The organism is Actinomadura citrea, from assembly GCF_013409045.1.
Classification (GTDB): domain Bacteria; phylum Actinomycetota; class Actinomycetes; order Streptosporangiales; family Streptosporangiaceae; genus Spirillospora; species Spirillospora citrea.
Genome location: NZ_JACCBT010000001.1, coordinates 5654020 through 5677138, shown reverse-complemented (window position 1 = coordinate 5677138; position 23119 = coordinate 5654020). Strand labels below are relative to the sequence as shown.

The following is a 23119-nucleotide window of genomic DNA, read 5'->3' as shown; positions in this document are numbered from 1 at the left end:
GCCCGCCCGGAGGCGGGCCCGCAGGGACGCCAGAGTGGGTCAGGGGTAGCCGACCACGTTGGCCGGGACGGTGTCGGTACCGGAGGCCTCCGGGCCCGTGTCGTTGACGACATGCCGGATGACCCCGTTGCCGCCCAGCGAGACCGTGAGCAGGTCGTGGAACCGCACGCCCGGCCGGTCGGGGGCCTCGAAGCCGCGCGCCGCCACGATCGACGGGTCGACGTTGAAGTAGCAGTAGCTGCCGAGGCCCCAGCCCTCGTGCGCGGTGACGGAGTCGGCGACCTTGTAGGCGGCGTAGCCGTCGGGGGAGTCGCTCCGCCAGGCGGACTGGTTCGGCGGGTCGTAGGGCATCTCGTTCTGGAAGAAGACCGTCCTGCCGCGCTCACCGTTCCAGACGAGCTGGTACTTCTGGTAGTGCTCGACGAACAGCCCGTAGGCGGTGACGTCGTCTCCGTTGACGACCACGCCGTTGGCGGCGGTGTTGACCGTCCAGCCGACACCGCTCCCGTGGTCGGCGCGCCACGCCCAGATGTGGTCGAGCAGGGCGTCGTCGCTGTTCACCACCAGGCTCGTGGCCGCCTTGCCGGGCCCTGCGCCGCCGATCCGGAAGAAGACGTCCTGCACCGACGAGGGGTCGCCGGCGTGGTCGGCGCTCGCGCCGTCGGGGCCGAGCCGCAGCAGCACCGGCGATTCGGCCGTCCCGGCGTCGAACAGCATCCCGGCCAGCTTCACGCCGTCGACGTCGGCCACGCTCATCGCCGCCACGCCGTTGTCGGGGACCAGGGTCGGGTACCCGATGCCGAGCACCACCGTGCCGGGACGCGTGACGTTGATCGTCTGCCCCAGGTGGTAGACGCCGGGCGTGAACAGCAGGTTGAGGCCCTGGCCCAGCGCGGCGTTGATGGTGGCGGCCGAGTCTCCGGGCTTGGCCACGTAGAACTGCGACAACGGGAGGGAGGATCCGGGCGTGGAGCCGCCCGACCAGGTCGTCCCGCGCGAGTCGCGCCGCAGCGCCGGGACGAAGACCCCGTACGCCCCGGACGCGTCGGTGTACAGGTACGGCTTCTCCCTTGTCACGGGGCTGGTGTTCAGCGTGGTGTAGGGCGGGTTCGGGAAGCTCTGGGCCGGCGCCCCCTCGACGCCCGAGAACACCATGTTCCACACGCCGTTGAGGTTGCCGCCGATCCGGCTGTCGCGCGTCAGCCACTGCTGCTGCGAGTACGGCTGCACCTGGCCGTCCACCCTGGAGTCGGCGATGTAGCCGCCACTGGCCCAGCCGTAGCCGGTGGGAGCGAGGTTCAGGTCACCGCGCACGTGGACGCGGCGGAACGGCGCGGCCTGCGACACCGCCCACCGGTCCGCCCCGCCGGACGGGGTGATCGACAGGTTCTCGGCGGACCGCCAGAAGTTCTGCGTGGCGTTGCCGCCGAACCAGCCCGCGTCCACGGTCACGCCGCCGTTGATGGTGACGTCGTCGGGATTGCGGCCGAGGCCGGCGATCGAGGTGTAGAAGCCCAGGTCGGCGTTGACGTTGTAGTTGCCCGGCTTGAACAGCAGCGCGTACCGGGCCGTCCCGAACTGGTTGCTCTCCTGCTCGCGGAAGACCGCGTCGAGCCTGCCCTGGACGTCGGACGTGCTCATGGACGGATCGAACACGAGCACGTTGGGCCCGAGGTCGCCTCCGCCGGGGAGCGTGCCGCCGCCGGAGCCGGTGTGCACGGCCATCCCGAACAGCGAGTATCCCCACTGGGTCGCGCGGGCGGTGCCGTACATGCGGACGTAGCGGCCCTTGCCCGCGACGTTGAGGGTCTGACTCCCGCCCGTGCCGGCGGTGGTGGAGTAGAGCGAGGTCCAGTTGGCGGCGTTGTCGGAGACCTGGATCTGAAAGCCCTCGGCGTAGGCGCCTTCCCAGGTGAGGACGACCTGGCAGATGTCCTGGGCCGTGCCGAGGTCGACCTGGAGCCATTGCGGGTCACCGAAGGTGCTCGACCAGCGGGTCGCGGGATTCCCGTCGACGGCGGCGGAGGCGGGGAAGGACGCGTTCTCGGTGGACGAGGCGGTCGCCGGCCGGTTCAGCGCCGCGTCCGACGAGCCGCACGCCGCCGCGGCGGCGCGGCCGGCCGGGCCCGGCGCGGCGAGCGCGACCACGACCGACAGGGCGGAGACGGCGGCCGGCCAGGCTCTCCTGGACGGCCCTCGGGGTGGGACGGGATGCATGCGCATCTCCTTCGCGTGGGTGGGTGAGCGGGGGCCCTCAGAACACGCGCGTTATTTCACATCATGATTTAAGGTCGGAATTATGTGGTCGTCAAGGGTCCTCTTTGTGCTGGTTTGACCTTCCGTCCTGACAGCCCGCGCGGCGGCCTGCGGACCCTCCGCCCGTACCGTCTATGGAACGTTCCGAGCCCTCGACAGCGCCCGCTGACTTCACCACCGTCCTGACCGTGTCCGCGCACGTCAGAGAAGCGAATGACGGACTTCGAGCAGGTTTCCGCCAGGGTGATGACGGATGTCGAGCAGCGGTGTTACCTTCCACCGCGTGACATCGAGCATCCGACGGGCGCAGATCGTGTCGTCCCTGCGTGCCAAGGGCGCCGCCTCCGTCCGGGAGCTGGCCGAGACCCTTCAGGTCAGCGAGTCCACGATCCGCCGCGACCTCGACGTGCTCGACCGCAACGGCGAGCTGATGCGCACCTACGGGGGAGCGGCGCTGTCCCCGCGCCCGGCGGCGCCGGAGATCTCCTTCGCGGCGTCGGCCGAGCACGACAGCGCCGAGAAGGCGGCGGTCGCCGAGCGGGCGGCGGAGCTGGTGGAGGACGACATGGTCGTGGTCCTCGACATCGGCACCAGCACCCGGCTCCTCGCCCGGCACCTGCGCGGCCGGCCGGTCACGGTGATCACGGCCAACCTGGCCGTGCTGGACGAGCTGCGCGACGACGACGCCGTCCGGCTGTGCCTGCTCGGCGGCGTCGTGCGGCGCAACTACCTCTCGCTCGTCGGCTCGCTCACCGAGACCGCGCTCCGCCAGGTCCGCGCCGACCTGGTGTTCCTGAGCTGCACCGGGGTGCGGCCGGACGGCCACGTCATGGACGACATGGAGGTCGAGACGCCGATCAAGCAGGCGATGCTGGAGTCGGCGGACCGGGTGGTGCTGGTCGCCTCCGAGGCCAAGTTCCCCGGTACCGGCTCGCTGCGCGTGTGCTCGATCGACCGTGTCGACGCGCTGGTCACGACGGCCGGGGCCGACCCCCGGACTCTGGAGGTCTGCCGCGAGGCGGGCGGGAAGGTGTACATCGCATGAAGCTGGCCATTCTCGGCGGTGGCGGGTTCCGGGTGCCCTACGTGTACCAGGCCCTGCTGCGCGACCCCGGCTCCCCGCGCATCGAGGAGGTCTGGCTGCAGGACTCCGACGCCGGCCGCCTGGCCGGCATGGCCGAGGTCCTCGCGGCGCTCGCCGCCGGAGCGGAGGACGCCCCGCGCGTGTTCACCAGCACCGGGCTCGACGAGGCGCTGGAGGGCGCCGACTTCGTCTTCGCCGCCGTCCGGGTGGGCGGCCTGCGGGGACGGGTGTGCGACGAGCGCGTGGCGCTGGACCTGAACGTGCTCGGACAGGAGACCACCGGCCCCGGCGGGATCGCCTACGGGCTGCGCACCATCCCCGTGATGCTCGACATCGCGCATCGCGTGAAGGCGCTCGCGCCGGACGCCTACGTCATCAACTTCACCAACCCGGCCGGGATGATCACCGAGGCGATGCAGGGCGTGCTCGGCGACCGGGTGCTCGGCATCTGCGACACCCCGTCCGGCCTCGGCATGCGGGTGGCCGCCGCGCTCGGCCTGGACCCGGACCGGATCCGGCTCGACTACGTCGGCCTGAACCACCTCGGCTGGATGCGCCGCATCCTGCACGACGGCGTGGACGTCCTGCCCCGCCTGCTGGCCGACGACGACCTGCTCGGGACGCTGGAGGAGGGCGTGGTCTTCGGCCGCGAGTGGCTGCGCGACCTCGGCCTGATCCCCAACGAGTACCTGTACTACTACTACTTCAACCGGGAGGCGGTCCGCGCCACCCTGGACGCCCCGCAGACGCGCGGCGAGTTCCTGCTCAAGCAGCAGGAGGCGTTCTACGAGCGGATCGCGGCGGCCTCTGCCGGCGCGGCCATGGAGCTGTGGCGCGAGACGGTCGCCTCCCGCAGCGCGAGCTACATGGCCGAGATGAAGGGCGCCCGGACCGGCGAGGCGCTCGACGACCACTCCGGCGTCGACCCCGCCGAGGAGGGCTACGCCCGGGTCGCGCTGAACGTGATGGCCGCGATCAGCCGCGACGAGCCCGCCACCATGATCCTCAACGTGCGGAACGGCGCGACCGTCACCGCGCTGCCGCCGGACGCGGTCGTCGAGGTGCCCGTCACCGTCGACGCCGGCGGCGTCCACCCGCTTCCCCTCGACCAGCCCGACCTGCACCAGGCCGGGCTAATGCAGCAGGTCAAGGCCGTCGAGCGGCTGACCGTCGGCGCGGCCGTGACCGGCTCGCGGACCGAGGCCGCCAAGGCCTTCGCCCTGCACCCCCTGGTCGACTCGGCGCGGATCGGCCGGCTGCTGCTCGACGGCTACATCGACCGGATCCCCGAGGTCGCCGCCGTCTTCTCCCGTGAGGAGTCGTCATGACAGTGGAAATCCTGGACGGGAGCCTGCCGGTGGACCGCCCCGCGCCCGGCGGCGCCGCGGCCCCCGGGCAGCCGCCCGAACCCTCCATGGCCGACCCGTGCACCGAACGGGTCCCGGCGGGCGACCTGCTGCGCGGCGGGGACGACCCGGGCCCGGCGCCCGGGCTGGACGTCTTCCTGAGCGGCCAGGTCTTCATGGACATGATCTTCACCGGGCTGCCGGGGCTGCCGCCGCCCGGGACCGAGATGTTCACCGAGGGCCTCGGCTCGGCGCCCGGCGGCGCCGCCAACATCGCGGTGGCGATGAGCCGGCTCGGCCTGCGGGTCGGGCTCGCGGCCCCGTTCGGCGACGACATGTTCGGCTCCTACCTGTGGCGGACGCTCGCCGAGCAGGAGGGCATCGACCTCGGGCACTCCCGCCGCATCAAGAACTGGCCCACCCCGGTCACGGTGTCGCTGGCCTACGACTCCGACCGCAGCATGGTCACCTACGCCAGGCCCCTGCCGGACCTCGACCCGGGCGAGACGGGCGACGCGGAGGCGGTGCTCGGCTCCCCGCCGCCGGCCGCACGCGCCTGTTTCGTCGACATCGAGCATCCGGTGCCGGGCTGGGCGAAGGAGATGCGGCGGGCGGGCGCCGCGGTGTTCGCCGACATCGGCTGGGACGCCACCGAGACGTGGTCCAGCGAGGTCCTCGACCGGCTGGAGCACGTGGACGTGTTCCTGCCCAACGCCGTGGAGGCCATGGCCTACACCCGCACGAGCACACCGGAGGACGCGGCCCGCGTCCTCTCCGAGCGGGTCCCGGTCGTCGTCGTCAAGCGCGGCGGCGCGGGCGCCATCGCGATCGACTCGGCGACCGGCGAGGTCGCCGAGACCGACGCGCTGCCGGTGCGGCCGCTCGACGCGACCGGCGCCGGCGACGTGTTCGGCGCGGGGTTCCTGTTCGGGACGCTCGCCGGCCTCCCGCTTCTGGAGCGGCTGCGGTTCGCCAACCTGTGCGCGGGCCTGTCGGTCCGGCACCGCAGCGGCTCGCTCGGCGCACCGTGCTGGGGGGAGATCGCCGCGTTCGGCGAGTCCGGCGAGGTGCCCGAGTCCGTCCTCGAACCGTACGCCTTCGTCGTCGACTTCATCCCCGACTCGGCGACCGACACCGTCGTCCGGGCCGAGCCCACCCTTCGGGCCGACCACTAGCGCGCCGTCCCCGACCGGCGCGGACGCAGCAGGACAGAGAGCAAGAGGGAGCCGTAGGAATGCCGACACTGACGAGGAGAGGGGCGGCCGCCGCGGTCGCGGCCCTCGCGACCGTGCTCGCGGCGGCGTGCGCCCCGGGCTCGTCCGGCGACGAGCCGGAGACCAAGGCGCCCGCCGCGGTGAGCACCGACGTGGCCAAGGCCGGGAACGTGACCCTGACCGTCTGGGACCAGGAGGTCCAGGGCGGGCAGAAGAAGCAGATCGAGGCGCTGAACCAGCGCTTCGAGGCCAAGTACCCCAACGTGAAGATCAAGCGGGTGTCGCGGTCGTTCAGCGACCTGCAGAAGACGCTCCGGCTCGCGCTGTCGGGCGGCAGCCCGCCCGACGTCGTGGAGGCCAACCAGGGCTACGCGTCCATGGCGCAGTACGTCAAGGCCGGGATGCTCCTCCCGCTCGACTCCTACGACCAGGTCTACGGGTGGCGCAAGCGCTACCCCAAGGGCCTGACGGACCTGAACAGCGTCACCAAGGACGGCAAGCTCATCGGGTCCGGCAGCCTGTACGGCGTCTCCCTGAACGGCGAGATCGTCGGTCTCTACTACAACAAGGAGAAGCTCGCCAAGCTCGGCGTCCAGCCGCCGAAGAGCTGGGCGGAGTTCGACCAGGCGCTCGCCACGGCCAAGGGCAAGGGCGAGGTCCCGATCGCGTTCGGCAACCTGGAGAAGCTGCCCGCGATGCAGCTGTACGGCATCCTCCAGGACGGCGCCGCCGACAAGGAGGCCGTCCGCAAGCTCGTGTTCGGCAGCGGCGGCTCCTGGACGGACGCCCCGAACGTCCAGGCGGCGCAGAGGCTCGGCGACTGGTCGAAGAAGGGGTACTTCACCAAGGACGCCAACGCCGTCAAGTGGGACGACACCCCCGTCAACTTCGCCAAGGGCGACGGCGTGTTCATGTTCGGCGGGACGTGGTGGGCGTCCGAGCTCAACGACAAGATGAAGGGCAAGGTCGGCTTCATGCTGCCGCCCCCGGCGCAGGCCGGGGCGCCGTCGGCGACGATGGGCGGCGAGAGCCTGCCCTGGTCGATCACCGCCAAGAGCAAGCACCCGGACGTCGCCGCCGCCTACATCAACTTCATCACCTCCCCGGAGGCGATGGACGTCTCGGTCGAGACCGGCAACCTGCCGGCGCTCGCCGCGCCCTCCAAGCAGCCGGCCGAGCCGCTGCTGAAGGAGGTGTCGACGGCGTGGGCCGAGCTGAGCAAGAACGACGGCATCACCCCGTACCTCGACTACGCGACGCCGACCTTCACCGACGCGTTCGGCGGACCGCTGCAGGAGCTCATCGCCGGGCGCAAACCGGCCGATGAGGTCATGAAGGCGGCCCAGGACGACTACTCCGCTTTCCAGAAGAAGAAGTAGGGATCGGCCATGCCCGCTTCCGTCCGCGCCTTGCCTGCGGCGCGGACGGAGGCGGGACGGCGCCGGACGCACGACCAAGGAGCCCGCACATGACGACCGTCGCGCGGCGAAAGACCTCAAGGCACAGGCGCGAGGCAGCGGCCCCGCACGCGGCACGGCGGCAGGGCCGGCCCGTCTCCGGATCACCCGGGGAGCCCGGCCGGATCGGCTGGCTCTACACCCTGCCGGCCCTGCTGGTCTACGGGGCGTTCCTGCTGTGGCCGCTGGCGCGGGGAGCGCAGTTCTCCCTCTACCACTGGGACGGCTTGGGCGAGGCGACGTGGGCGGGGTTCTCCAACTACACCGCCACCTGGTCGGACCCGTCGCTGCGCGGCGCGTTCGGGCATCTGCTCATCCTCATCCTGTTCTACTCCGTGCTGCCGTGCTGCATCGCGTTCGTCCTGGTCGGCGCCATGTCGCGGACGAAGATCCGCGGCCTGACGTTCTTCCGGACCGTGCTGTTCCTGCCGCAGGTCGTCGCGATGGTCGCGGTGGCCGTGGCGTGGCGGTGGGTGTACTCCACCGACGGGCCGGTCAACACCGTCCTCGGCTGGCTGCACGCCCTCGGCCTGCCGGACTGGCGGCGCGGCTGGTTCGGCGACTTCACCTTCGCGCTGCCCGCGGTCGGGGCCGTCGGGACGTGGGTGGGGATCGGCCTGGCGATGGTGCTGTTCCTCGCCGGGGTGCAGAAGATCCCGCGGGAGCTGTACGAGGCCGCGCGGATCGACGGCGCCGGAGCCGTCCGCGAGTTCTTCGCCGTCACCCTGCCGGGGCTGCGGCGGGAGCTGGCGGTGGCGCTCACGCTGACGACCATCATGGCGATCCGCAACTTCGACCTCATCTACATGGCCACCTCCGGCGGGCCGGGCGACGCGACGAAGGTGCCCGCCTACGAGGTCTACAACCGCACGTTCAACACCGGTGAGGTCGGCCTCGGCTGCGCGATCGGCGTCACGCTGGCGGTGCTGGCGTTCGCCGTCACGGCCGGCGTCCGGCGGCTCGTGGAAGGGAAGGACGCATGAACGTCCGGGCGGAACGGTTCGTCAACCACGCGATCCTGGTCGTCTTCTCGGTCATCGCGGTGTTCCCGATGATCGGGGTCGTCGCGCAGGCGCTCCAGTTGCCGCACGCGGACCTGTCCACGTTCGGCACGGCCTGGCGCGAGGGACACTTCGCCACCTACCTGCGCAACAGCTTCATCGTCACGACCGTCACCGTCGTCGTGGCCGCGGTGCTGTCGATCATGGCGGGCTACGCGCTCGGCACCATGCGGTTCCGCGGGTCCGGCGCGCTGTTCCTGCTGTTCGTGGCCGGGCTGACGATCCCGACCGAGGCCATCGTGGTCCCGCTGTACTTCGACCTGAGGTCGGCCGGGCTCGACAACAGCTACGCCGGGCTCATCCTCCCGCAGGTGGCCATGTCGGTGGCGTTCGGCACGTTCTGGATGCGCGCCTACTTCCGCAGCGTCCCCCGGTCGCTGCTGGAGGCGGCGCGCATCGACGGCGCGTCCGGCTGGACGACGCTGTGGCGCGTGCTCGTGCCGGTCGGCCGCCCGGCCATCCTCACCATGGTGCTGCTGACCACCATGTGGACCTGGAACGAGTTCCTGCTCCCGCTGGTGATCGTCAACTCGGACGAGGGGCTGCGCACCGCGCCGCTCGGGCTGTCCTTCTTCCAGGGCACCCACAAGACCGACTACTCGCTGCTCATGGCGGGCGCGCTGATCATCGCCGCGCCCATCGTGATCGTCTATGTCTTCCTGCAGCGCCAGTTCATCGCAGGAATGCTCTCGGGGGCCGTCAAGGAGTAGGGAAAGAACAGGAGAGTTCATGCGAAGACTCGCCCTACCCGCAGTCCTGTCCGCCGCGCTCGCGGCCATGGCCGTCGCCCTCGCGGGTCCGCCCGCACAGGCGGCCGACCCGGGCGGCGCCGGTTCCGCCGACGGTCGGCTCGACGTCCTGTTCGTCGGGGCGCACCCCGACGACGAGGCCGGCGCCCTGTCGACCCTCGGCCAGTGGAACGAGGACGCCAAGGCGAAGATCGGCGTCCTCACCGTCACCCGCGGCGAGGGCGGCGGCAACGCCTCCGGAACCGAGGAGGGCCCGGCACTCGGGCTGCTCCGCGAGAACGAGGAGCGCCGCGCCGTCGGCAAGGCCGGCGTCACCGACATCCACTACCTGGACAAGGTCGACTTCTACTACACGGTGAGCACCCCGCTCACCGCCGAGACCTGGGACCACGACAAGACCCTGGAGAAGGTCGTCCGGCTCGTCCGCGAGACGCGGCCGAAGGTGATCGTCACCATGGTCCCCGCGCCGCTCCCGGGCCAGCACGGCAACCACCAGCAGGCCGCCCGGCTCGCGACCGAGGCCTACTTCGCCGCGGCCGACCCGAAGTCCTACCCCGCGCAGCTCGGCCGTGAGGGGCTGCGCACCTGGGCGCCGGGACGCCTGTTCCAGACCGGCGGAGCATCGGGGCCCGTCGGCTCAGGCTGCGCCGCCAAAGGGACGCCGTCCGCCGCGGCGTCGGTCGCCTACGGCGTGTGGGGAGGACGCGCGTCCGCCCGTAACGGCGGCAAGACGTGGGCACAGGTGGAGCGCGAGGCCCAGCGGACGTACGTCAGCCAGGGCTGGGGCGGTTTCCCGGACGTCCCGTCCGACCCGGCCCAGATCGGATGCGACTACTTCCGGCAGATCCACAGCCGGGTTCCGTTCACGCTCGGGAACGCCGACCCGTCCGCGATGCTGGAGGGCGCGGTGCTGCCCGCCAAGGGCGGCCTCCCGCTCGGCAGCCGGTTCTCGCTGACGACGGACGCGTTCGGCGTGACAGCGGGACGTCCCTTCAAGGTGACCGCGCACGCGAGCTCGCCCGAGCGGCTGCGGGCGGCGAAGGCGACGCTCGCGGTCCCGACGGGTTGGAACGTGACAGGCACCGGTGCGCTGGGAGCGGTCGGCCGCTCCGAGCGCACGGCGACCTTCACCGTCACGCCCCCGCCGGGCGTCAAGGCCGGGCGCGCGCAGCTCTCGGCGACGCTCACCGGCGGCGGCGCCGAGGGCCAGACGGCCACCTCCGTCGAGGTCCGGCCCGCCGTCACCGGCGTCCTTGAGCCGCTGCCCCGTGTTTCGGACTTCGACACCTGGGCGGACAAGACGGGCGTCCCGGCTCTGACGGGGCAGGTGAAGCGGGTCCTCACGCTGGCGTCCGGCGCGTCCCGCCAGGTGCGCGTGGACCTGTCCAACACGACCGCCTCGGCACAGTCCGGCACGGTCAGGCTGGGCCTCCCCGCGGGCTTCACCGCCGACGCCGCGTCCAAGCCCTACACCCTCGACGCGGGCAAGACGGGCTCGGCCACGTTCACCGTCACCAACGCCGACAAGTCGCTGCCCACCTCCAACGAGGGCGGGACCGACGGCGACTACGACCTGACCATCACCACGACCTCCTCAGCGGGCGACACCGACGTGCAGAACGGCGCCCTGGAACTGGTCCCGGCGGCCGAACTGCCGAAGGCGTCGACCGCGCCGGCGGTGGACGGCAAGGAGTCGCCCGGCGAGTACCCCGGGCCCGAGCTGAACCTGTCCCGGCGCTGGGAGGGCTCGGCGTGCGAGTCCGCCGACGACTGCTCGGCCACCGGCAAGGTCACCTGGACCGACAAGGCGCTGCACGTGCTGGTCAAGGTCCGCGACGACAAGCAGGGGACGGTGCTCGGCGCCGACGACTGCAAGCGGCACTGGCGCACCGACTCGGTCGAGATCGGGATCGACCCGCGCGGCGACTCCGAGAACACCTCCACCACCTTCAAGACCGGAATCTTCCCCAAGATGTCGGACGGGAAGCCGTGCTTCGAACGCGACGCGGACGCGCGCCAGGGACCCGGCGAGGAGACCGCGCCGGGCATGCGGGTCGCCTCGACGGTCGCCGATCCCTACGCCGGGTACGTCGTCGAGGCGGAGATCCCGTTCACGGCGCTGCCGACCGCGGTGGACCCGCGGCGCATGGGCCTGAACGTCTTCGTCTACGACTCCGACACCCAGGACAAGACCGGCCAGACCCGGATCGGCTGGTCGACCTGGGGCGGCGTCCAAGGCGACCCGTACCGGTGGGGCCTGGTGTCCCTGCCCGGCCACACCCCGCCGTCCGGCATGCCGACCACGCCTCCTCCGCCGGTCATGCCGACCGACGCGACGCGGTCGGTGAACGCGCCTGAGTCGATCACCCAGGCGGTGCGCACGGGCGTCCCGCTCGCCGCCGGACCCGCGGCGCCGCGCTCGGACACCGCGAGGATCGCCGGCCGGCCCGCCGTCTCCGGCGGCTCCACCACCGTCAGACTCCTCGCGACCGGACCGGGCACCGCGCACGTCCACGTGTGGGACGGCAGGCTGCTCGGCACCGAGCAGGTCGAGATCCGCAAGGCGGGCACCACCACCGTGACCGTGCCGGGCGCGACCGGCACCCTCACCGTGGCCTTCGAGGCGGCGAAGGGAGGAACGGCGAGCAGCGCCGTCCGCCTGGGCGGCTGATCCGACCCGCCGGGCCGGGGAGCGGAAACGCCCCCCGGCCCGGCGGCAGGACGCAGGAGCACCGAGGCGCATTGAACTCCGTCCCGCCGGGGCGCGTATCCCCACGCGTAGATCGACACCCCGGAACCGGGAGGGTTCATGAGGCGCCGGAAGAGCGTGAGGAACAGTCGGCTGCGCACCGCGGTCACGATGACCGCGGTGGCCGCCGGATCTGCCGGGCTCGTCGCCGGCTCGCTGTACGTCGTGCACACCGAGGGACGGTCCGGCGGGCAGGAGGCCAGGCTCGCGGGCGACGCCCGGGCGGGCCGCGGGAATGCCGCGCCCACGGGGCAGGCCGCCGCGAAGGCCGCCAGGATCGCCGGCCGGCTCGGCGACCGCACGACCGGCGCCTACGTCGACTCGGCGGGACGCCCCGTCGTCACGGTCACCAACGCCACGGACGCCGCCGCGGTGCGCGCCGCGGGAGCCGTCCCGAAGATGACGCGGCGCAGCCCGGCGACGCTGAGGCGGGTGACCGGCGCGCTGCGCCGCTCGGTCTCGGACATCCCCGGCACCGGATGGGCCGTGGACCCCGCGACGTCCAGGGTCACGGTGTGGACGGACGACACGGTCACCGGCGCGCGGATGGCCGCCGTCCAGCGCACCGCCCGCCAGATGGGGGCGGCGGTCCGGATGGTCCGCATCCGGGGCAGCCTGCACACGCTCGCCCTCGGCGGCGACGCGATCTTCGGCCAGGGCGCGCGCTGCTCGCTCGGCTTCAACGTCAAGCGCGGCGGCCAGGACTTCTTCGTCACCGCGGGGCACTGCGGCAACGAGGTGCAGAACTGGGCCGCCGACCAGGAGGGCGCCGAGGCCCTCGGCACGACGGTGGAGAGCGACTTCCCCGGCAACGACTTCGCGCTCGTCCAGACCGAGCAGGGCGGGGCCGGCCAGAGCGCGGTCAACCTCTACAACGGCCAGGCGCAGGAGATCACCGAGGCCGGCGAGGCCGTGGTCGGCCAGCGCGTGTTCCGCAGCGGCAGCACGACCGGCGTCCACGCGGGCAGCGTCACCGCCACGGGCGCCACCGTGAACTTCGCCGAAGGGACGGTCACCGGCATGATCCAGACGACGGTGTGCGCGGAGCCGGGCGACAGCGGCGGACCCCTCTTCGCCGGCGGCACCGCGCTCGGCCTCACCTCCGGCGGCTCGGGCGACTGCCGGACCGGCGGCGTCACCTTCTTCCAGCCCGTCACCGAGGCCCTCCAGGTCTTCGGCGCCGAAATCGGCTGACCCCGCGAAAGGAGGCCCAGGCCACATTCGGCCTGGGCTTCTTATTGCCGGCGGTATCGCTTGCGACACCTGAGCCACGAATCGGATGACAACGAGCGGATCGGCTGAAAGGCTGTGCGCGCACCGTGTTCGGGGTGCCTTCAGGGACAGCGAGGAGGCGACGGTCGTGACCGTCTCAATGGTGAAGGGTCAGCGAATTTCGCTGGAGAAGCCCGGCGGTGCGCTCAGCATGGTCCGGATGGGCCTCGGGTGGGACGCGGTGAAGAAGAAGGGCTTCTTCGGCTCCCGGGAGCGGGAGATCGACCTCGACGCGTCCTGCGTGCTCTTCGCCGACGGCAACCTCGCCGACGTCGTCTACTTCGGCAAGCTGGTCAGCGACGACGGCTCGGTCCGCCACACCGGCGACAACCTCACCGGGGCGGGCGACGGCGACGACGAGTCCGTCATCGTCGACCTGGGCAGGCTGCCCGTGCACGTCACCTCGCTGGTGTTCACCGTCAGCTCCTTCAACGGGCAGACGTTCAACGAGGTGGAGAACGCCTTCTGCCGCCTGGTCAACGAGGCGGACGGCGGCGAGCTGGCCCGCTACACGCTGACCGGCGGCGGCGCCCACACCGCCATGGTGATGGCCCGCCTCTACCGGCACGGCGAGACCTGGAAGATGAACGCGATCGGCGAGCCCTGCCACGGCCGCACCTTCCAGGACATGCTGCCCACGATCGTCGGGCTCGCCTGACCGCCCATGGCCGAACTGTCGCCCGGCGCCAACGCACCGGTGCCCGCCCGGCGCGTGACCGCCACCGCGTCCTGCGCCGTCCCCGTCGATGTCAGCGCCCTGCTCGTGGGTCCCGGCCTGCGGGTGCGCTCCGACGCCGACCTGGTGTTCTACAACGCGCCCGAGGCGCCCGGCGTGCGCTGGTCCGGCGACGGCCGCCAGCGCGTCGAGGTCGACCTCGACGCGGTCCCGGCCGACGCCGCGGCGGTGCTGATCGCGGTCAGCCTCACCGGCGCGACGACCTTCGGCACGATGCCGCCGCCCCGGCTCGTCCTCACCTCGGGCACCGGCGACCCGCTCGTCGAGTTCACCGTCCCGGGTCTCGGCCCGGAGAGGGCCATCATCGGGCTGGAGCTCTACCGCCGCGACGGCCGCTGGAAGGTGCGGGCCGTCGGCCAGGGCTACGGCGGCGGCCTGGCCGAGCTGCTCGAAGCGCACGGCATCGAGGTGGACGACCCGGGCGAACCCGAGCCCGCCCCCGCCGTCGGCCCGCCCCCGCCGATCCCTTCACCCGCGGTCCCTCCGCCCGCGAGCCCTCCACCGGTGGTCCCTCCGCCCGCCAGCCCGCCGCCCGCGGATTCGCGGCCGGCGTCCCCGTCGGCCTCGGAGGTCGGCTATGTCGAGCGCTGCTGGCTCGTCTGGGAGGACGCGAGCCGGTCACTGGCGGCGTTCCACTCCTCCACCGAGCACGCGCTCGTCCTGCGCAACGAGGAGATCGCCGGACGCAAGCCGCCCGGCGGCTTCCAGCGGCTCATGGAGGCGGCCGACCAGCGGCTGCGCGCCGACGCCGCGCAGCTCCGCGACGAGCTGGCCCGGGTGGAGCCGCAGGTCACCCCGGAGGCCGCGCCCTTCGACGCGCCGGCCTGGCTCACCTGGCAGCCCCGCCCCGACCTGGCCGAGGGCATGCTGCTGGGCCGCCTGTCCACCGCCGAGCTTCCCGCCCTGCAGGTGCCGCTCGTCCTCCGGCTGCCGCTGCGGCGCGCCGTGTGGATCTCGCGGGGGACCATGCCGGGCGACTCGGCCGCCTACGCGTGGTCGCTGGTGACGCGGTTCCTGGCGGCCGTCCCGCCCGGGCTCGTCGGCCTGGAGGTGATCGACGCCGCCGGCCTGTCGGGCGCCGGCTGGCTGCACGGGTTCGACCCGTCCACCACCGCCCGCCTGCTCGGCGGCGGCGTGGCGACCGGCCCGGCGGCCGCCGAACGCCTCCGCCGCCTCCTCGACCTGGTCGACCTGCGCCGCATCGGCGGCGACGACGGACCGGCCGCGGGACCGCCGCTGCGCCTGGTCGTCGTCCTGGACGCGGGCGCCGCGCTCGACGGCGAGGAGGCGCACCACCTCCTGCGCCTGGTCGAGGACGGACCGCTGGTCGGCGTCCCGGTGCTCCTGGTGGAGACCGACACCCCCGCGGCCGAGTCGGTGCGCACCATGCGCGTCCGGCAGTCCTGCAACGACCTGCCCTCCAGCGAGGGCTCCATCGGCGACTCGTGGGTGGGCGCGGAATGGGCGCTGACCCCCGAGGTGCTCCCGGACACGGCGGGCGGCTCCCGGGTCCCCGCGCTGTTCGCCCACGTCCTCGGCATCCACGCCCGCGCCGGCACCGCGCCGTAGTCAGTCGCCCCCGGCGCCGCTCGGCGCGAGGGCGAGGATCTGCCGGGTGTGGCCGGGCAACTCCGTCTCGGTCAGACCGCCGAGCAGGTCGCGCAGGGGCACGGGCTGGTCGACCAGGAGCGCGCCGTTGGACACCAGCCGGGTGGGCACCAGGGTGTCGAGTTCGGCGTCGCTGAGCATCGGCCCGCCGAGCGAGCAGAGGGCGTCCGCCTGAAGGGCGATGCGGTCCCGGAGCCCCGCGCCGCCGCCGGCCTGCGCGATGACGCGCTCGATGGTCCAGCCCTCCTGGGCCATGCGGTTGTCATAGGTCGCGATCGCGCCCGAGGCGACGGCGGAGACGGCGGCGATCGTGACGGCGCTGATGATGCTGACGTGCGCCAGGATCTGCTCGGCGTTCCACTCGCCCGGCGGCGGGACGGGATCGGTGTCGGCCACGCCAGCGGCGGCGTCCAGCAGCGCACGGTAGGCGTCCCGCAGCGGAGCGGTGTCCATGATGTCTTCCTTCTGCTCGTGGTCGGCCGGCTCAGGCATGCGTTCCGGACATCTCCCACGGCACCTGCGGGAGGACGTCGCCGGTCTCCAGCAGCGACTTGAGGTTCGCCACGACGGCCGGCCACCCCTGCGAGATGCCGTTGAGCATCTCCTCGTTGGGGAGGTTCTCGTGGGTCACGGTAAGCCGGACGATGTCGTGGTGCGGCTCGACGAGGAAGGTGACGACGGACGCGTCCCTGGGCGGTTCGACGCCGGGGGAGTCCTCGAAAGTGATGGCCAGGCGCGTCGGCGGCTCGGCCACCAGCACGCGGCCGACGCCGTCGACCACGCCTGATCCGTCGGAGCGCCGGTGCTCCCAGGGCGAGCCCGGCCGCCAGTCCGAGATGTTGGCGTGCCCCCAGTAGCGCGCCGTCAGATCCGCGTCGGTCAGGGCGCGCCACACCTGCTCCGCGCTCGCGCGGATGTAGGTGACGTAGACGTAGGTCGGAACGGTCGTCGATTCGCCGGTCATCGCGTACTCCTCTGCCTGGGTCTTGAGGGCGCTGAGCGCTTGCAGCCGGGGCCTGTCGAACTCTGAGATCCAGCGCTCCTCGATCTCGTGGATGGGCGCCGGGTTGAGGTAGTGGAGCCGTGCCCGCCCCCGCCTGACGACGGTCACGAGGCCGGCGCCCACCAGGACGTCGAGATGCTGCGTCGCCGACTGACGCGCCATGTCAAGCCGCTCGCACAGCTCACGCAGCGTCTGCCCGTTCTGCTCCCGCATCCGGTCGAGCAGCAGGCGCCGCGTGGGATCGGCCAGCGCCTTGAAGACCGCGTCCATCCCGCCCGCTTCCAGATTCACCCTCTCATTATGCAGGCATTTACCTGCCTAACGTCAAGCGCGTCCCCCGATCCGGCGGTTCACCTGGTAAGAGCCCCGTCAGATGGCCCGGGCGTCCCTGGAGACGGCCAGGTGCCCGCGCGGTCGTTGTGCCCACCGGACGGCCAGTGGTGCCGCCAGACCTGTCAAGGCGAACAGGGCTCCCACGACGTACCAGCCGGGACGTCCCCACGTGATGCACAGGAAGATGAGGAGGCCGGGGCCGAGAGCCTCGGCCAGCCCGGCGCCCAGGCCGAACACGCCCAGGTACTGGCCGGTGGCATGGTCGGGAGCGAGGGCGAACGACACCTCGAATCCCCCTGCGGAATGCCACAGCTCACCGAGTGTGTGGATCACGACCGCGGTCAGCAGCAGCGCCACGGCGGCCCACGCCGGCGTCCCCGCGGAGAGCGAGACGAACGAGCACGAGAGGAGGAAGGCCGCACCCGCCCGCCGGTAGGCGCCGCCCCCGCTCGCGGGGGAGTCGATGCTGCGGCTGGCCCGCACCTGGAACACGATGACCATGACGGTGTTGAGGACCATGGTCCCCGAGACGAGCCATCGAGGCGCGGTGGTCGCCTCGACCAGCCAGAGCGGGATGGCGACGGTCAGCACCTTGAACTGGACGGCCATGATCCCGTCGATCGCGGTGAGCGCGAGGTACGGCCGGTCGCGCAGGGCGGTCCACCGCGGCCCCTCGACGACGGGCCCGGGCGGTACGGCGGGCAGGAGGAACATCACCGCAGCGGACACGGCGAAGGCGGCCGCGTTGCCGATGACCAGGAGTTGGTAGGCGGTGAGCGTGCCCACCTGCACCGCCCAGCCCGCCAGCACCGCCCCGAGCGAGATGCCGACGTTGGTCACGGCGCGAAGGTAGGCGCGGAACTCCTGCGGCCGGTCCCCGCCGTAGCGCCGTATCAGCGGGCTGCGCGCCGCGAGCCCGGCGGCCTTGGCTCCGGTGGCCACGCATACCGCGACGAGGAAGGGCCAGAAGCGGTCCGCCAGCACGAATCCCGCCGTCGCCAGCGCTTGGACGACGAGGGTCGCCGCGTAGACGCCGCGCGCTCCCTTGGCGTCCGCGAGATGGCCGACGCCGATTCCCACGGCCAGCGAGACGAGCCCGGCGATCCCGAGACCGGCGCCGACCTGGCTCGCGGGAAGGTGCACCGCCTGGGTGAAGTACAGGACGCCGGCGGTCAGGTAGAGACCGCTGCCGACGGTGTAGACGAAGTTCGACGCCGCGATGACGCGCTGCGGCCCGGCGGGGGGCATCAGATGGGGCATGGGCCGGCTGCACTCCAGGAGTCGAATCGAGTAGGCATTTGTTGCGAATAGTTTGCAACAGCTACATACATGCAGGAAAGCCCCGGCAGTCCGCGATCATGCCGATTGAAGTGATCTTCGTATGGCGCCGAGGGCGATGCAGTACGGTGCCGCTCCATGAAGATCATCTTTTCGCGGGCGGCGGTGGCGGCAGGATCGCTGCTGCTGGGCGGGGTCCTGGCCACGGCCGGGTGCGGGCTGAGCCCGCGGGAGGCGGTACCGGTCAAGGGTGTGGCCGAGGCGAGCGCCACCACCGCCCTTCCGTTCGACCTGCCCGCCACCGCCACACTGCGCGCGTCCAAGCAGAAGGTGTTCGCGCACTACTTCACCCCCTATCCGGTCTCGCTGGACAACAAGGCGCCCGAGTCGGACTACTACACCCGCAACTACCTGAGCCCGGCCGGTGAGGGCGGGATCCACCAGGCCTACGGCGGACTGCTGCGCGACCGTCCGGCGCCCCGCGCACCGATCAGCGGGGACTACCAGCTGGAGGACATGAAGCGGGAGGTCCGCACGGCCGTCGCGGCGGGCCTGGACGGCTTCACCGTCGACCTGCTCAACCTCTCGGCCACCAGTCCGCACCGCAAGCGCGTGGACCTGCTCATCAAGGCGGCCGAGCAGGTCGACCCCGGGTTCAGGATCGTGCTGATGCCCGACATGACCGCCACCCAGATCAAGGGGCTGGACGCGGCGGGCCTCGCCTCGGAGCTGGCCGGGCTCGCCAAGTCGCCGGCGGTCTACAAGCTGCCCGACGGGCGCGTGGTCGTCTCGCCGTTCAAGGCCGAGAACCGCACCGCCGACTGGTACGCGGCGTTCAACACCGCCATGACGAACCTGGGTGCGAAGCCGGCGCTCGTCCCGGTGTTCCTCAACTTCGGCGCCAACTACAAGAACTACGCCTCGGTCAGCTACGGCTTCTCCAACTGGGGCAACCGGAGTCCGAACCTGCAGGGGGGCATCGGGGGCAACATCAGCGCCTCGCACGGTCTCGGCAAGATCTGGATGCAGCCGGTCGCCGTCCAGGACGAGCGGCCCAACCAGGGCATCTACGACGAGGCGAACAACACCGAGAACCTGCGGACCACCTGGAAGAACGCCATCGACGGCGGTACCGACTGGGTCCAGCTCACCACCTGGAACGACTTCTCCGAGGGCACCCAGTTCGCGCCCTCCCCGCACAACGACGGCGCGTACCTGGACCTGGCGTCCTACTACCTGACCCGCCTCAAGACCGGGACGTGGCCGGCCATCGCACGCGACACGGTCTACCTGACCCACCGCACCCAGACCGCGGCCCTCAAGCCGACGTCGGGCGGCCAGGCGAAGTTCATGGTCCCGCGCTCCGGCACCGCGACCCCGCGCGACAAGGTGGAGATCCTTTCCTTCCTCACCGCCGCCGCGCAGGTCAGGGCCACGATCGGGGGGACGGCGAGTAGCTACGACGCGGCTGCGGGCGTCCAGGCGCGGCTGTTCCCCCTGGCGAACGGCGCCACCGCCGCCTCGGTGCTCCGCAACGGCACCACCACCGCCACCGTCACCTCCCCGTTCACGGTGACCGCGACCCCGCAGGTCCAGGACCTCCAGTACCACGCCGCCACCAGCGGCCGCCCCTGACCCGACCCCCAAACGACCGCCGCTCCTGGCCCCGGACCCCAGGAGCGGCCAAGGTCGGCAAGAAGCGCAAGACCGGGCACGCCGTTCGGCAGAGAGCGACGCTGGCCCGCGGTCTGCCTCGTGCGAACCGACTGGGTGTGGTCGGAAAGGTACCGCGCGACGAAACCGTGTCACTGTGCTCAGCGGCTCAGACCGCCCAGAACAAACGCCCTCGTCAAGGCTCAGGAAGGATGATGGGTGCCAGAGCCGACTGGAGGACCCTAAGGCGCGCACTCAACCCAGCCTCGCGCGCAGGGGGAGTGGGGGACGGAGTCCCCCACATCGGGGGTCCGGGGGTCGCCCCCCGGGAAAGCATTGCGGGCCACCGGGAAGGCGCCGAAAGCGCCGAACATGGTAGCCCGACTCGTGGGCGATACTGGGATTGAACCAGTGGCCTCTACCGTGTCAAGGTAGCGCTCTCCCACTGAGCTAATCGCCCGGGTCCGTGTCCTCCGGGGAGGTACGGGTTGAGGTGGAGACGGGATTTGAACCCGTGTACACGGCTTTGCAGGCCGTTGCCTCGCCTCTCGGCCACTCCACCAGAAGGAGACCTTCTGGTCATAGCCCGAAAGGCCCCTCAGAGCGGAAGACGGGATTTGAACCCGCGACCCTCACCTTGGCAAGGTGATGCTCTACCCCTGAGCCACTTCCGCTTGCGCCCTGCGGCGACGGGGAAAACATTAGCGCCTCCGGGGCGGTGACGCGAACCGGATTACGCGGCGGCGCGGAGCGCGGATGCTTCGACGCTGGTCGAAGAGCGGGTCGCCTAGGCTCGGTGGCATGGGCTCGGAACAGGTCGTGAGTGTGGACTTCGCGCCGGTCGCGGCTCTGCTGGCGGACCGGGCGCGGGCCGCGATGCTGACGGCGCTGCTGGACGGGCGTCCGCTCGCGGCGGGGGAGCTGGCGAGGACGGCCGGGGTGAGCGCCCAGACGGCGAGCGCGCATCTGTCGCGGCTGCTGGACGGCGGGTTCGTGACGGTCGTCAAGCAGGGGCGGCACCGGTACTACCGGTTGCGGGGGAGCGAGGTCGCCCAGGTGATCGAGGCGCTGTCGCGGATCAGCCCGCCGGTGCGGGTGAACAGCCTGCGGCAGTCCCGGGACGCGCGGCGCCTGCATGAGGCGCGGACGTGCTACGACCACCTCGCCGGCATCGCCGGGGTGACGTTGTTCGCGGCGCTGGTGGACGGCGGTCTGATCGTGGCGGCCGACGGCGACGCCTACGAGGTGACGGAGAAGGGCGAGGAGCGCCTTGGGGCGCTGGGGCTGGATCTGGAGGCGTTGCGAAGCGCGCGGCGGAGGTTCGCCTGGCACTGCCTCGACTGGACGGAGCGGCGGCCGCACCTGAACGGGGCGCTGGGGGAGGCGCTGACCAGCCGGATGATCGAGCTCGGCTGGTTCGAGCGGGGCAGTACGCGGCGGGCGCTGGTCGTCACCGAGGCGGGGCTGGCCGGCCTGGCCGATTCGTTCGGGTGCGTGCTGGGATGAGCTTCGCCTATGCCGGGGGCCTGCTGGCCACCGGGCTCGCGGACGTGACCTCCGACCTGGAGGCGCTGGATTCGCGCGGCTGGTGGGCGGTCGTGGTGACCTACGAGGGGAAGGTCACGTGCGCCCGGTTCGAGACGGTGAGGCCCGCGCCGCATCCGGGGGGCGCGTGGGCCGGCCCGGCGGGGGAGTGGACGAGTTCACTCGACGAGGCGGCCTACGTCGCGGGGGTCGAGCGCATCCGCGGCGCGATCGCGGACGGTCTCGTCTACCAGGCCAATCTGTGCCGCGTGCTCTCCGCGGAGCTGCCCGGCGGCGCCGACATCGCCGGACTGGGGGCCAGGCTCGCCGAGCGCCATCCCGCGCCCTACGCGATGACGCTGAGGGTGCCGGGCCTGGAGGTCGCCTCCGCCTCGCCCGAGCTGTACCTGCGGCGGGACGGGCGGGTGGTCGAGTCACGTCCGATCAAGGGGACCGGCCGGACGGCGGACGACCTGCTTCCCAAGGACCGCGCCGAGAACGTGATGATCGTCGACCTGGTCCGCAACGATCTCGGACGGATCGCGGAGACCGGCTCGGTGAGCGTGCCGGAGCTGTGCGCGCTGGAGGAGCATCCCGGGCTCGTCCACCTGGTGTCGGCCGTCCGGGCGCGGCTGGCGGGGGGCGGCTGGCCGGAGCTGATCGCCGCGACGTTTCCTCCCGGTTCGGTGACGGGCGCCCCGAAGTCGAGCGCGCTGAGGCTGCTGGAAGTACTCGAACCCGTCCCCCGGGGGCCGTACTGTGGGGCCATCGGCTGGGTGGACGCGGACTCCCGGCGCGGCGCCCTGGCCGTGGGCATCCGGACCTTCTGGGCGGAGGACGGCCTGCTGCGGTTCGGCACCGGCGCCGGCATCACCTGGGGGTCCGATCCACATCGCGAGTGGCGCGAGACCGAGCTGAAGGCGGCTCGGCTATTGGAGGTGGCTTCCGGTGACGGAGCAGGCCAGGATCTGGCTGAACGGGGAACTGCTCGACCCTGAGCGGGCGACGGTGTCGGTCTTCGACCACGGCATGCTCGTCGGGGACGGGATCTTCGAGACCGTGAAGGCGACGAACGGGGAGCCGTTCGCGCTGACCCGGCATCTGCGGCGGCTGGCCCGTTCGGCGGCCGGCCTCGGCCTGCCCGAGCCCGACCACGACGCCCTGGCGCAGGGCACCCTGGAGGTGCTCGCGGCCGCCCCGAAGTGGCCGCTGGCCCGCATCCGGATCACCTACACGAGCGGCCCGGGCCCGCTCGGCTCCGCGCGCGGCGACGCCGGCCCGACCGTGTCGATCATCGCCGGGCCGCAGGCACCGTTCCCGGCGACGGCGGACGTGACGGTCGTGCCGTGGCCGCGCAACGAGCGGGGCGCCCTGTCCGGCCTCAAGACCACGTCCTACGCGGAGAACGCGCTGGCGCTGTCCTACGCCAACGAGCGCGGCGGCGGTGAGGCGATCTTCGGTAACACGGCCGGAAACCTGTGCGAGGGGACGGGGAGCAACATCTTCCTCGTGCTCGGCGGGCGGCTCGTGACGCCGCCGCTGTCGTCCGGCTGCCTGGCCGGGGTGACGCGCGCGCTCACGCTGGAGTGGTGCGGCGGCGAGGAGGAGGACGTCGCGCTGGACGACCTGTACCGCGCGGACGAGGCGTTCCTGACGTCCACGACCCGTGACGTCCAGCCCATCCGGGCCGTGGACGGGACGGTCCTCCCGGCCGCCCCCGGACCGATCACCGCGAAGGCCGTGGAGGCGTTCGCCGCCCGGTCCGCCGAGTTGATGGACCCCTGAGCCAGAAAAAC

18 protein-coding genes and 3 tRNA genes are annotated in these 23119 nt (G+C 72.1%); 14 read left to right on the top strand and 7 right to left on the bottom strand.

From position 1 onward, the window contains the following. Positions 1-39 precede the first annotated feature (39 nt). Positions 40-2217, bottom strand: a complete 2178-nt coding sequence (locus BJ999_RS43180; RefSeq protein ID WP_218935245.1) for a discoidin domain-containing protein — start codon at positions 2215-2217, stop codon at positions 40-42. A 322-nt stretch (positions 2218-2539) separates the two neighbouring features. Here BJ999_RS43180 and BJ999_RS26385 point away from each other — a divergent pair, with 322 nt between their 5' ends. From BJ999_RS26385 to BJ999_RS26340, 10 genes are all read left to right on the top strand, one after another. Then, complete coding sequence (locus tag BJ999_RS26385) at positions 2540-3301, top strand: DeoR/GlpR family DNA-binding transcription regulator (RefSeq protein WP_229810384.1); 762 nt, start codon at positions 2540-2542, stop codon at positions 3299-3301. After that, on the top strand, positions 3298-4668 hold the full coding sequence (locus BJ999_RS26380) for a 6-phospho-beta-glucosidase (protein ID WP_179835765.1): 1371 nt from the start codon (positions 3298-3300) through the stop codon (positions 4666-4668). The genes BJ999_RS26385 and BJ999_RS26380 overlap by 4 nt, the downstream gene beginning before the upstream one ends. Beyond that, positions 4665-5861, top strand: coding sequence for a carbohydrate kinase family protein (locus BJ999_RS26375; RefSeq protein ID WP_229810383.1), 1197 nt, complete (start codon positions 4665-4667; stop codon positions 5859-5861). Before BJ999_RS26380 ends, BJ999_RS26375 begins: the two co-directional genes overlap by 4 nt. Before the next feature lie 59 nt (positions 5862-5920). Next, on the top strand, positions 5921-7279 hold the full coding sequence (locus tag BJ999_RS26370; RefSeq protein WP_179835764.1) for an extracellular solute-binding protein: 1359 nt from the start codon (positions 5921-5923) through the stop codon (positions 7277-7279). An 89-nt stretch (positions 7280-7368) separates the two neighbouring features. Next, complete coding sequence (locus BJ999_RS26365; RefSeq protein ID WP_179835763.1) at positions 7369-8340, top strand: carbohydrate ABC transporter permease; 972 nt, start codon at positions 7369-7371, stop codon at positions 8338-8340. After that, positions 8337-9128 carry a carbohydrate ABC transporter permease gene (locus BJ999_RS26360; RefSeq protein WP_179835762.1) on the top strand — a complete coding sequence of 264 codons (792 nt, stop codon included), beginning with the start codon at positions 8337-8339 and terminating at the stop codon, positions 9126-9128. Before BJ999_RS26365 ends, BJ999_RS26360 begins: the two co-directional genes overlap by 4 nt. Before the next feature lie 19 nt (positions 9129-9147). Continuing rightward, complete coding sequence (locus BJ999_RS26355; RefSeq protein ID WP_179835761.1) at positions 9148-11838, top strand: sugar-binding protein; 2691 nt, start codon at positions 9148-9150, stop codon at positions 11836-11838. Between the two features lie 156 nt (positions 11839-11994). Continuing rightward, positions 11995-13110 (top strand): S1 family peptidase, encoded by a 1116-nt coding sequence (locus tag BJ999_RS26350; RefSeq protein ID WP_218935244.1) that lies wholly within the window; start codon positions 11995-11997, stop codon positions 13108-13110. Positions 13111-13276: 166 nt separating this feature from the next. Next, positions 13277-13846 (top strand): TerD family protein, encoded by a 570-nt coding sequence (locus BJ999_RS26345; RefSeq protein WP_179835760.1) that lies wholly within the window; start codon positions 13277-13279, stop codon positions 13844-13846. Positions 13847-13852: 6 nt separating this feature from the next. Beyond that, positions 13853-15493: a TerD family protein gene (locus tag BJ999_RS26340; protein ID WP_179835759.1), complete on the top strand. Its 1641-nt coding sequence runs from the start codon at positions 13853-13855 to the stop codon at positions 15491-15493. Here BJ999_RS26340 and BJ999_RS26335 read toward each other — a convergent pair whose 3' ends face one another. From BJ999_RS26335 to BJ999_RS26325, 3 genes are all read right to left on the bottom strand, one after another. Next, positions 15494-16024, bottom strand: coding sequence for a hypothetical protein (locus BJ999_RS26335; RefSeq protein ID WP_218935243.1), 531 nt, complete (start codon positions 16022-16024; stop codon positions 15494-15496). Continuing rightward, positions 16017-16826 (bottom strand): ArsR/SmtB family transcription factor, encoded by an 810-nt coding sequence (locus tag BJ999_RS26330; RefSeq protein ID WP_229810381.1) that lies wholly within the window; start codon positions 16824-16826, stop codon positions 16017-16019. Before BJ999_RS26330 ends, BJ999_RS26335 begins: the two co-directional genes overlap by 8 nt. A 78-nt stretch (positions 16827-16904) precedes the next feature. Further along, positions 16905-18128: an MFS transporter gene (locus BJ999_RS26325; RefSeq protein WP_179835758.1), complete on the bottom strand. Its 1224-nt coding sequence runs from the start codon at positions 18126-18128 to the stop codon at positions 16905-16907. A gap of 156 nt (positions 18129-18284) precedes the next feature. Between BJ999_RS26325 and BJ999_RS26320 the strand changes: the two genes are divergently transcribed. Further along, positions 18285-19781: a glycoside hydrolase family 71 protein gene (locus tag BJ999_RS26320; protein ID WP_179835757.1), complete on the top strand. Its 1497-nt coding sequence runs from the start codon at positions 18285-18287 to the stop codon at positions 19779-19781. Positions 19782-20187: 406 nt separating this feature from the next. Here BJ999_RS26320 and BJ999_RS26315 read toward each other — a convergent pair. From BJ999_RS26315 to BJ999_RS26305, 3 genes are all read right to left on the bottom strand, one after another. Beyond that, positions 20188-20259: transfer RNA gene (locus BJ999_RS26315), tRNA-Val, on the bottom strand. A 31-nt stretch (positions 20260-20290) separates the two neighbouring features. Further along, positions 20291-20361 (bottom strand) — tRNA-Cys (locus tag BJ999_RS26310). A 40-nt stretch (positions 20362-20401) separates the two neighbouring features. Further along, positions 20402-20473: transfer RNA gene (locus BJ999_RS26305), tRNA-Gly, on the bottom strand. A gap of 127 nt (positions 20474-20600) precedes the next feature. Here BJ999_RS26305 and BJ999_RS26300 point away from each other — a divergent pair. From BJ999_RS26300 to BJ999_RS26290, 3 genes are read left to right on the top strand one after another with little or no spacing between them, the layout of a single operon-like run. Next, positions 20601-21305 carry an ArsR/SmtB family transcription factor gene (locus BJ999_RS26300; RefSeq protein ID WP_179835756.1) on the top strand — a complete coding sequence of 235 codons (705 nt, stop codon included), beginning with the start codon at positions 20601-20603 and terminating at the stop codon, positions 21303-21305. Then, complete coding sequence (locus BJ999_RS26295; RefSeq protein WP_179835755.1) at positions 21302-22321, top strand: chorismate-binding protein; 1020 nt, start codon at positions 21302-21304, stop codon at positions 22319-22321. The genes BJ999_RS26300 and BJ999_RS26295 overlap by 4 nt, the downstream gene beginning before the upstream one ends. Further along, complete coding sequence (locus BJ999_RS26290) at positions 22272-23108, top strand: aminotransferase class IV (RefSeq protein WP_229810380.1); 837 nt, start codon at positions 22272-22274, stop codon at positions 23106-23108. Before BJ999_RS26295 ends, BJ999_RS26290 begins: the two co-directional genes overlap by 50 nt. Positions 23109-23119: the final 11 nt, after the last annotated feature.

Bases quoted from the DNA above. Each gene is read 5' to 3' on its own strand.
- BJ999_RS43180 (WP_218935245.1), bottom strand. From the start codon at position 2,217: ATGCATCCCGTCCCACCCCGAGGGCCGTCCAGGAGAGCCTGGCCGGCC.
- BJ999_RS26380 (WP_179835765.1), top strand. From the start codon at position 3,298: ATGAAGCTGGCCATTCTCGGCGGTGGCGGGTTCCGGGTGCCCTACGTG.
- BJ999_RS26375 (WP_229810383.1), top strand. From the start codon at position 4,665: ATGACAGTGGAAATCCTGGACGGGAGCCTGCCGGTGGACCGCCCCGCG.
- BJ999_RS26370 (WP_179835764.1), top strand. From the start codon at position 5,921: ATGCCGACACTGACGAGGAGAGGGGCGGCCGCCGCGGTCGCGGCCCTC.
- BJ999_RS26365 (WP_179835763.1), top strand. From the start codon at position 7,369: ATGACGACCGTCGCGCGGCGAAAGACCTCAAGGCACAGGCGCGAGGCA.
- BJ999_RS26360 (WP_179835762.1), top strand. From the start codon at position 8,337: ATGAACGTCCGGGCGGAACGGTTCGTCAACCACGCGATCCTGGTCGTC.
- BJ999_RS26355 (WP_179835761.1), top strand. From the start codon at position 9,148: ATGCGAAGACTCGCCCTACCCGCAGTCCTGTCCGCCGCGCTCGCGGCC.
- BJ999_RS26340 (WP_179835759.1), top strand. From the start codon at position 13,853: ATGGCCGAACTGTCGCCCGGCGCCAACGCACCGGTGCCCGCCCGGCGC.
- BJ999_RS26335 (WP_218935243.1), bottom strand. From the start codon at position 16,024: ATGCCTGAGCCGGCCGACCACGAGCAGAAGGAAGACATCATGGACACC.
- BJ999_RS26325 (WP_179835758.1), bottom strand. From the start codon at position 18,128: ATGCCCCATCTGATGCCCCCCGCCGGGCCGCAGCGCGTCATCGCGGCG.
- BJ999_RS26320 (WP_179835757.1), top strand. From the start codon at position 18,285: ATGAAGATCATCTTTTCGCGGGCGGCGGTGGCGGCAGGATCGCTGCTG.
- BJ999_RS26300 (WP_179835756.1), top strand. From the start codon at position 20,601: ATGGGCTCGGAACAGGTCGTGAGTGTGGACTTCGCGCCGGTCGCGGCT.
- BJ999_RS26295 (WP_179835755.1), top strand. From the start codon at position 21,302: ATGAGCTTCGCCTATGCCGGGGGCCTGCTGGCCACCGGGCTCGCGGAC.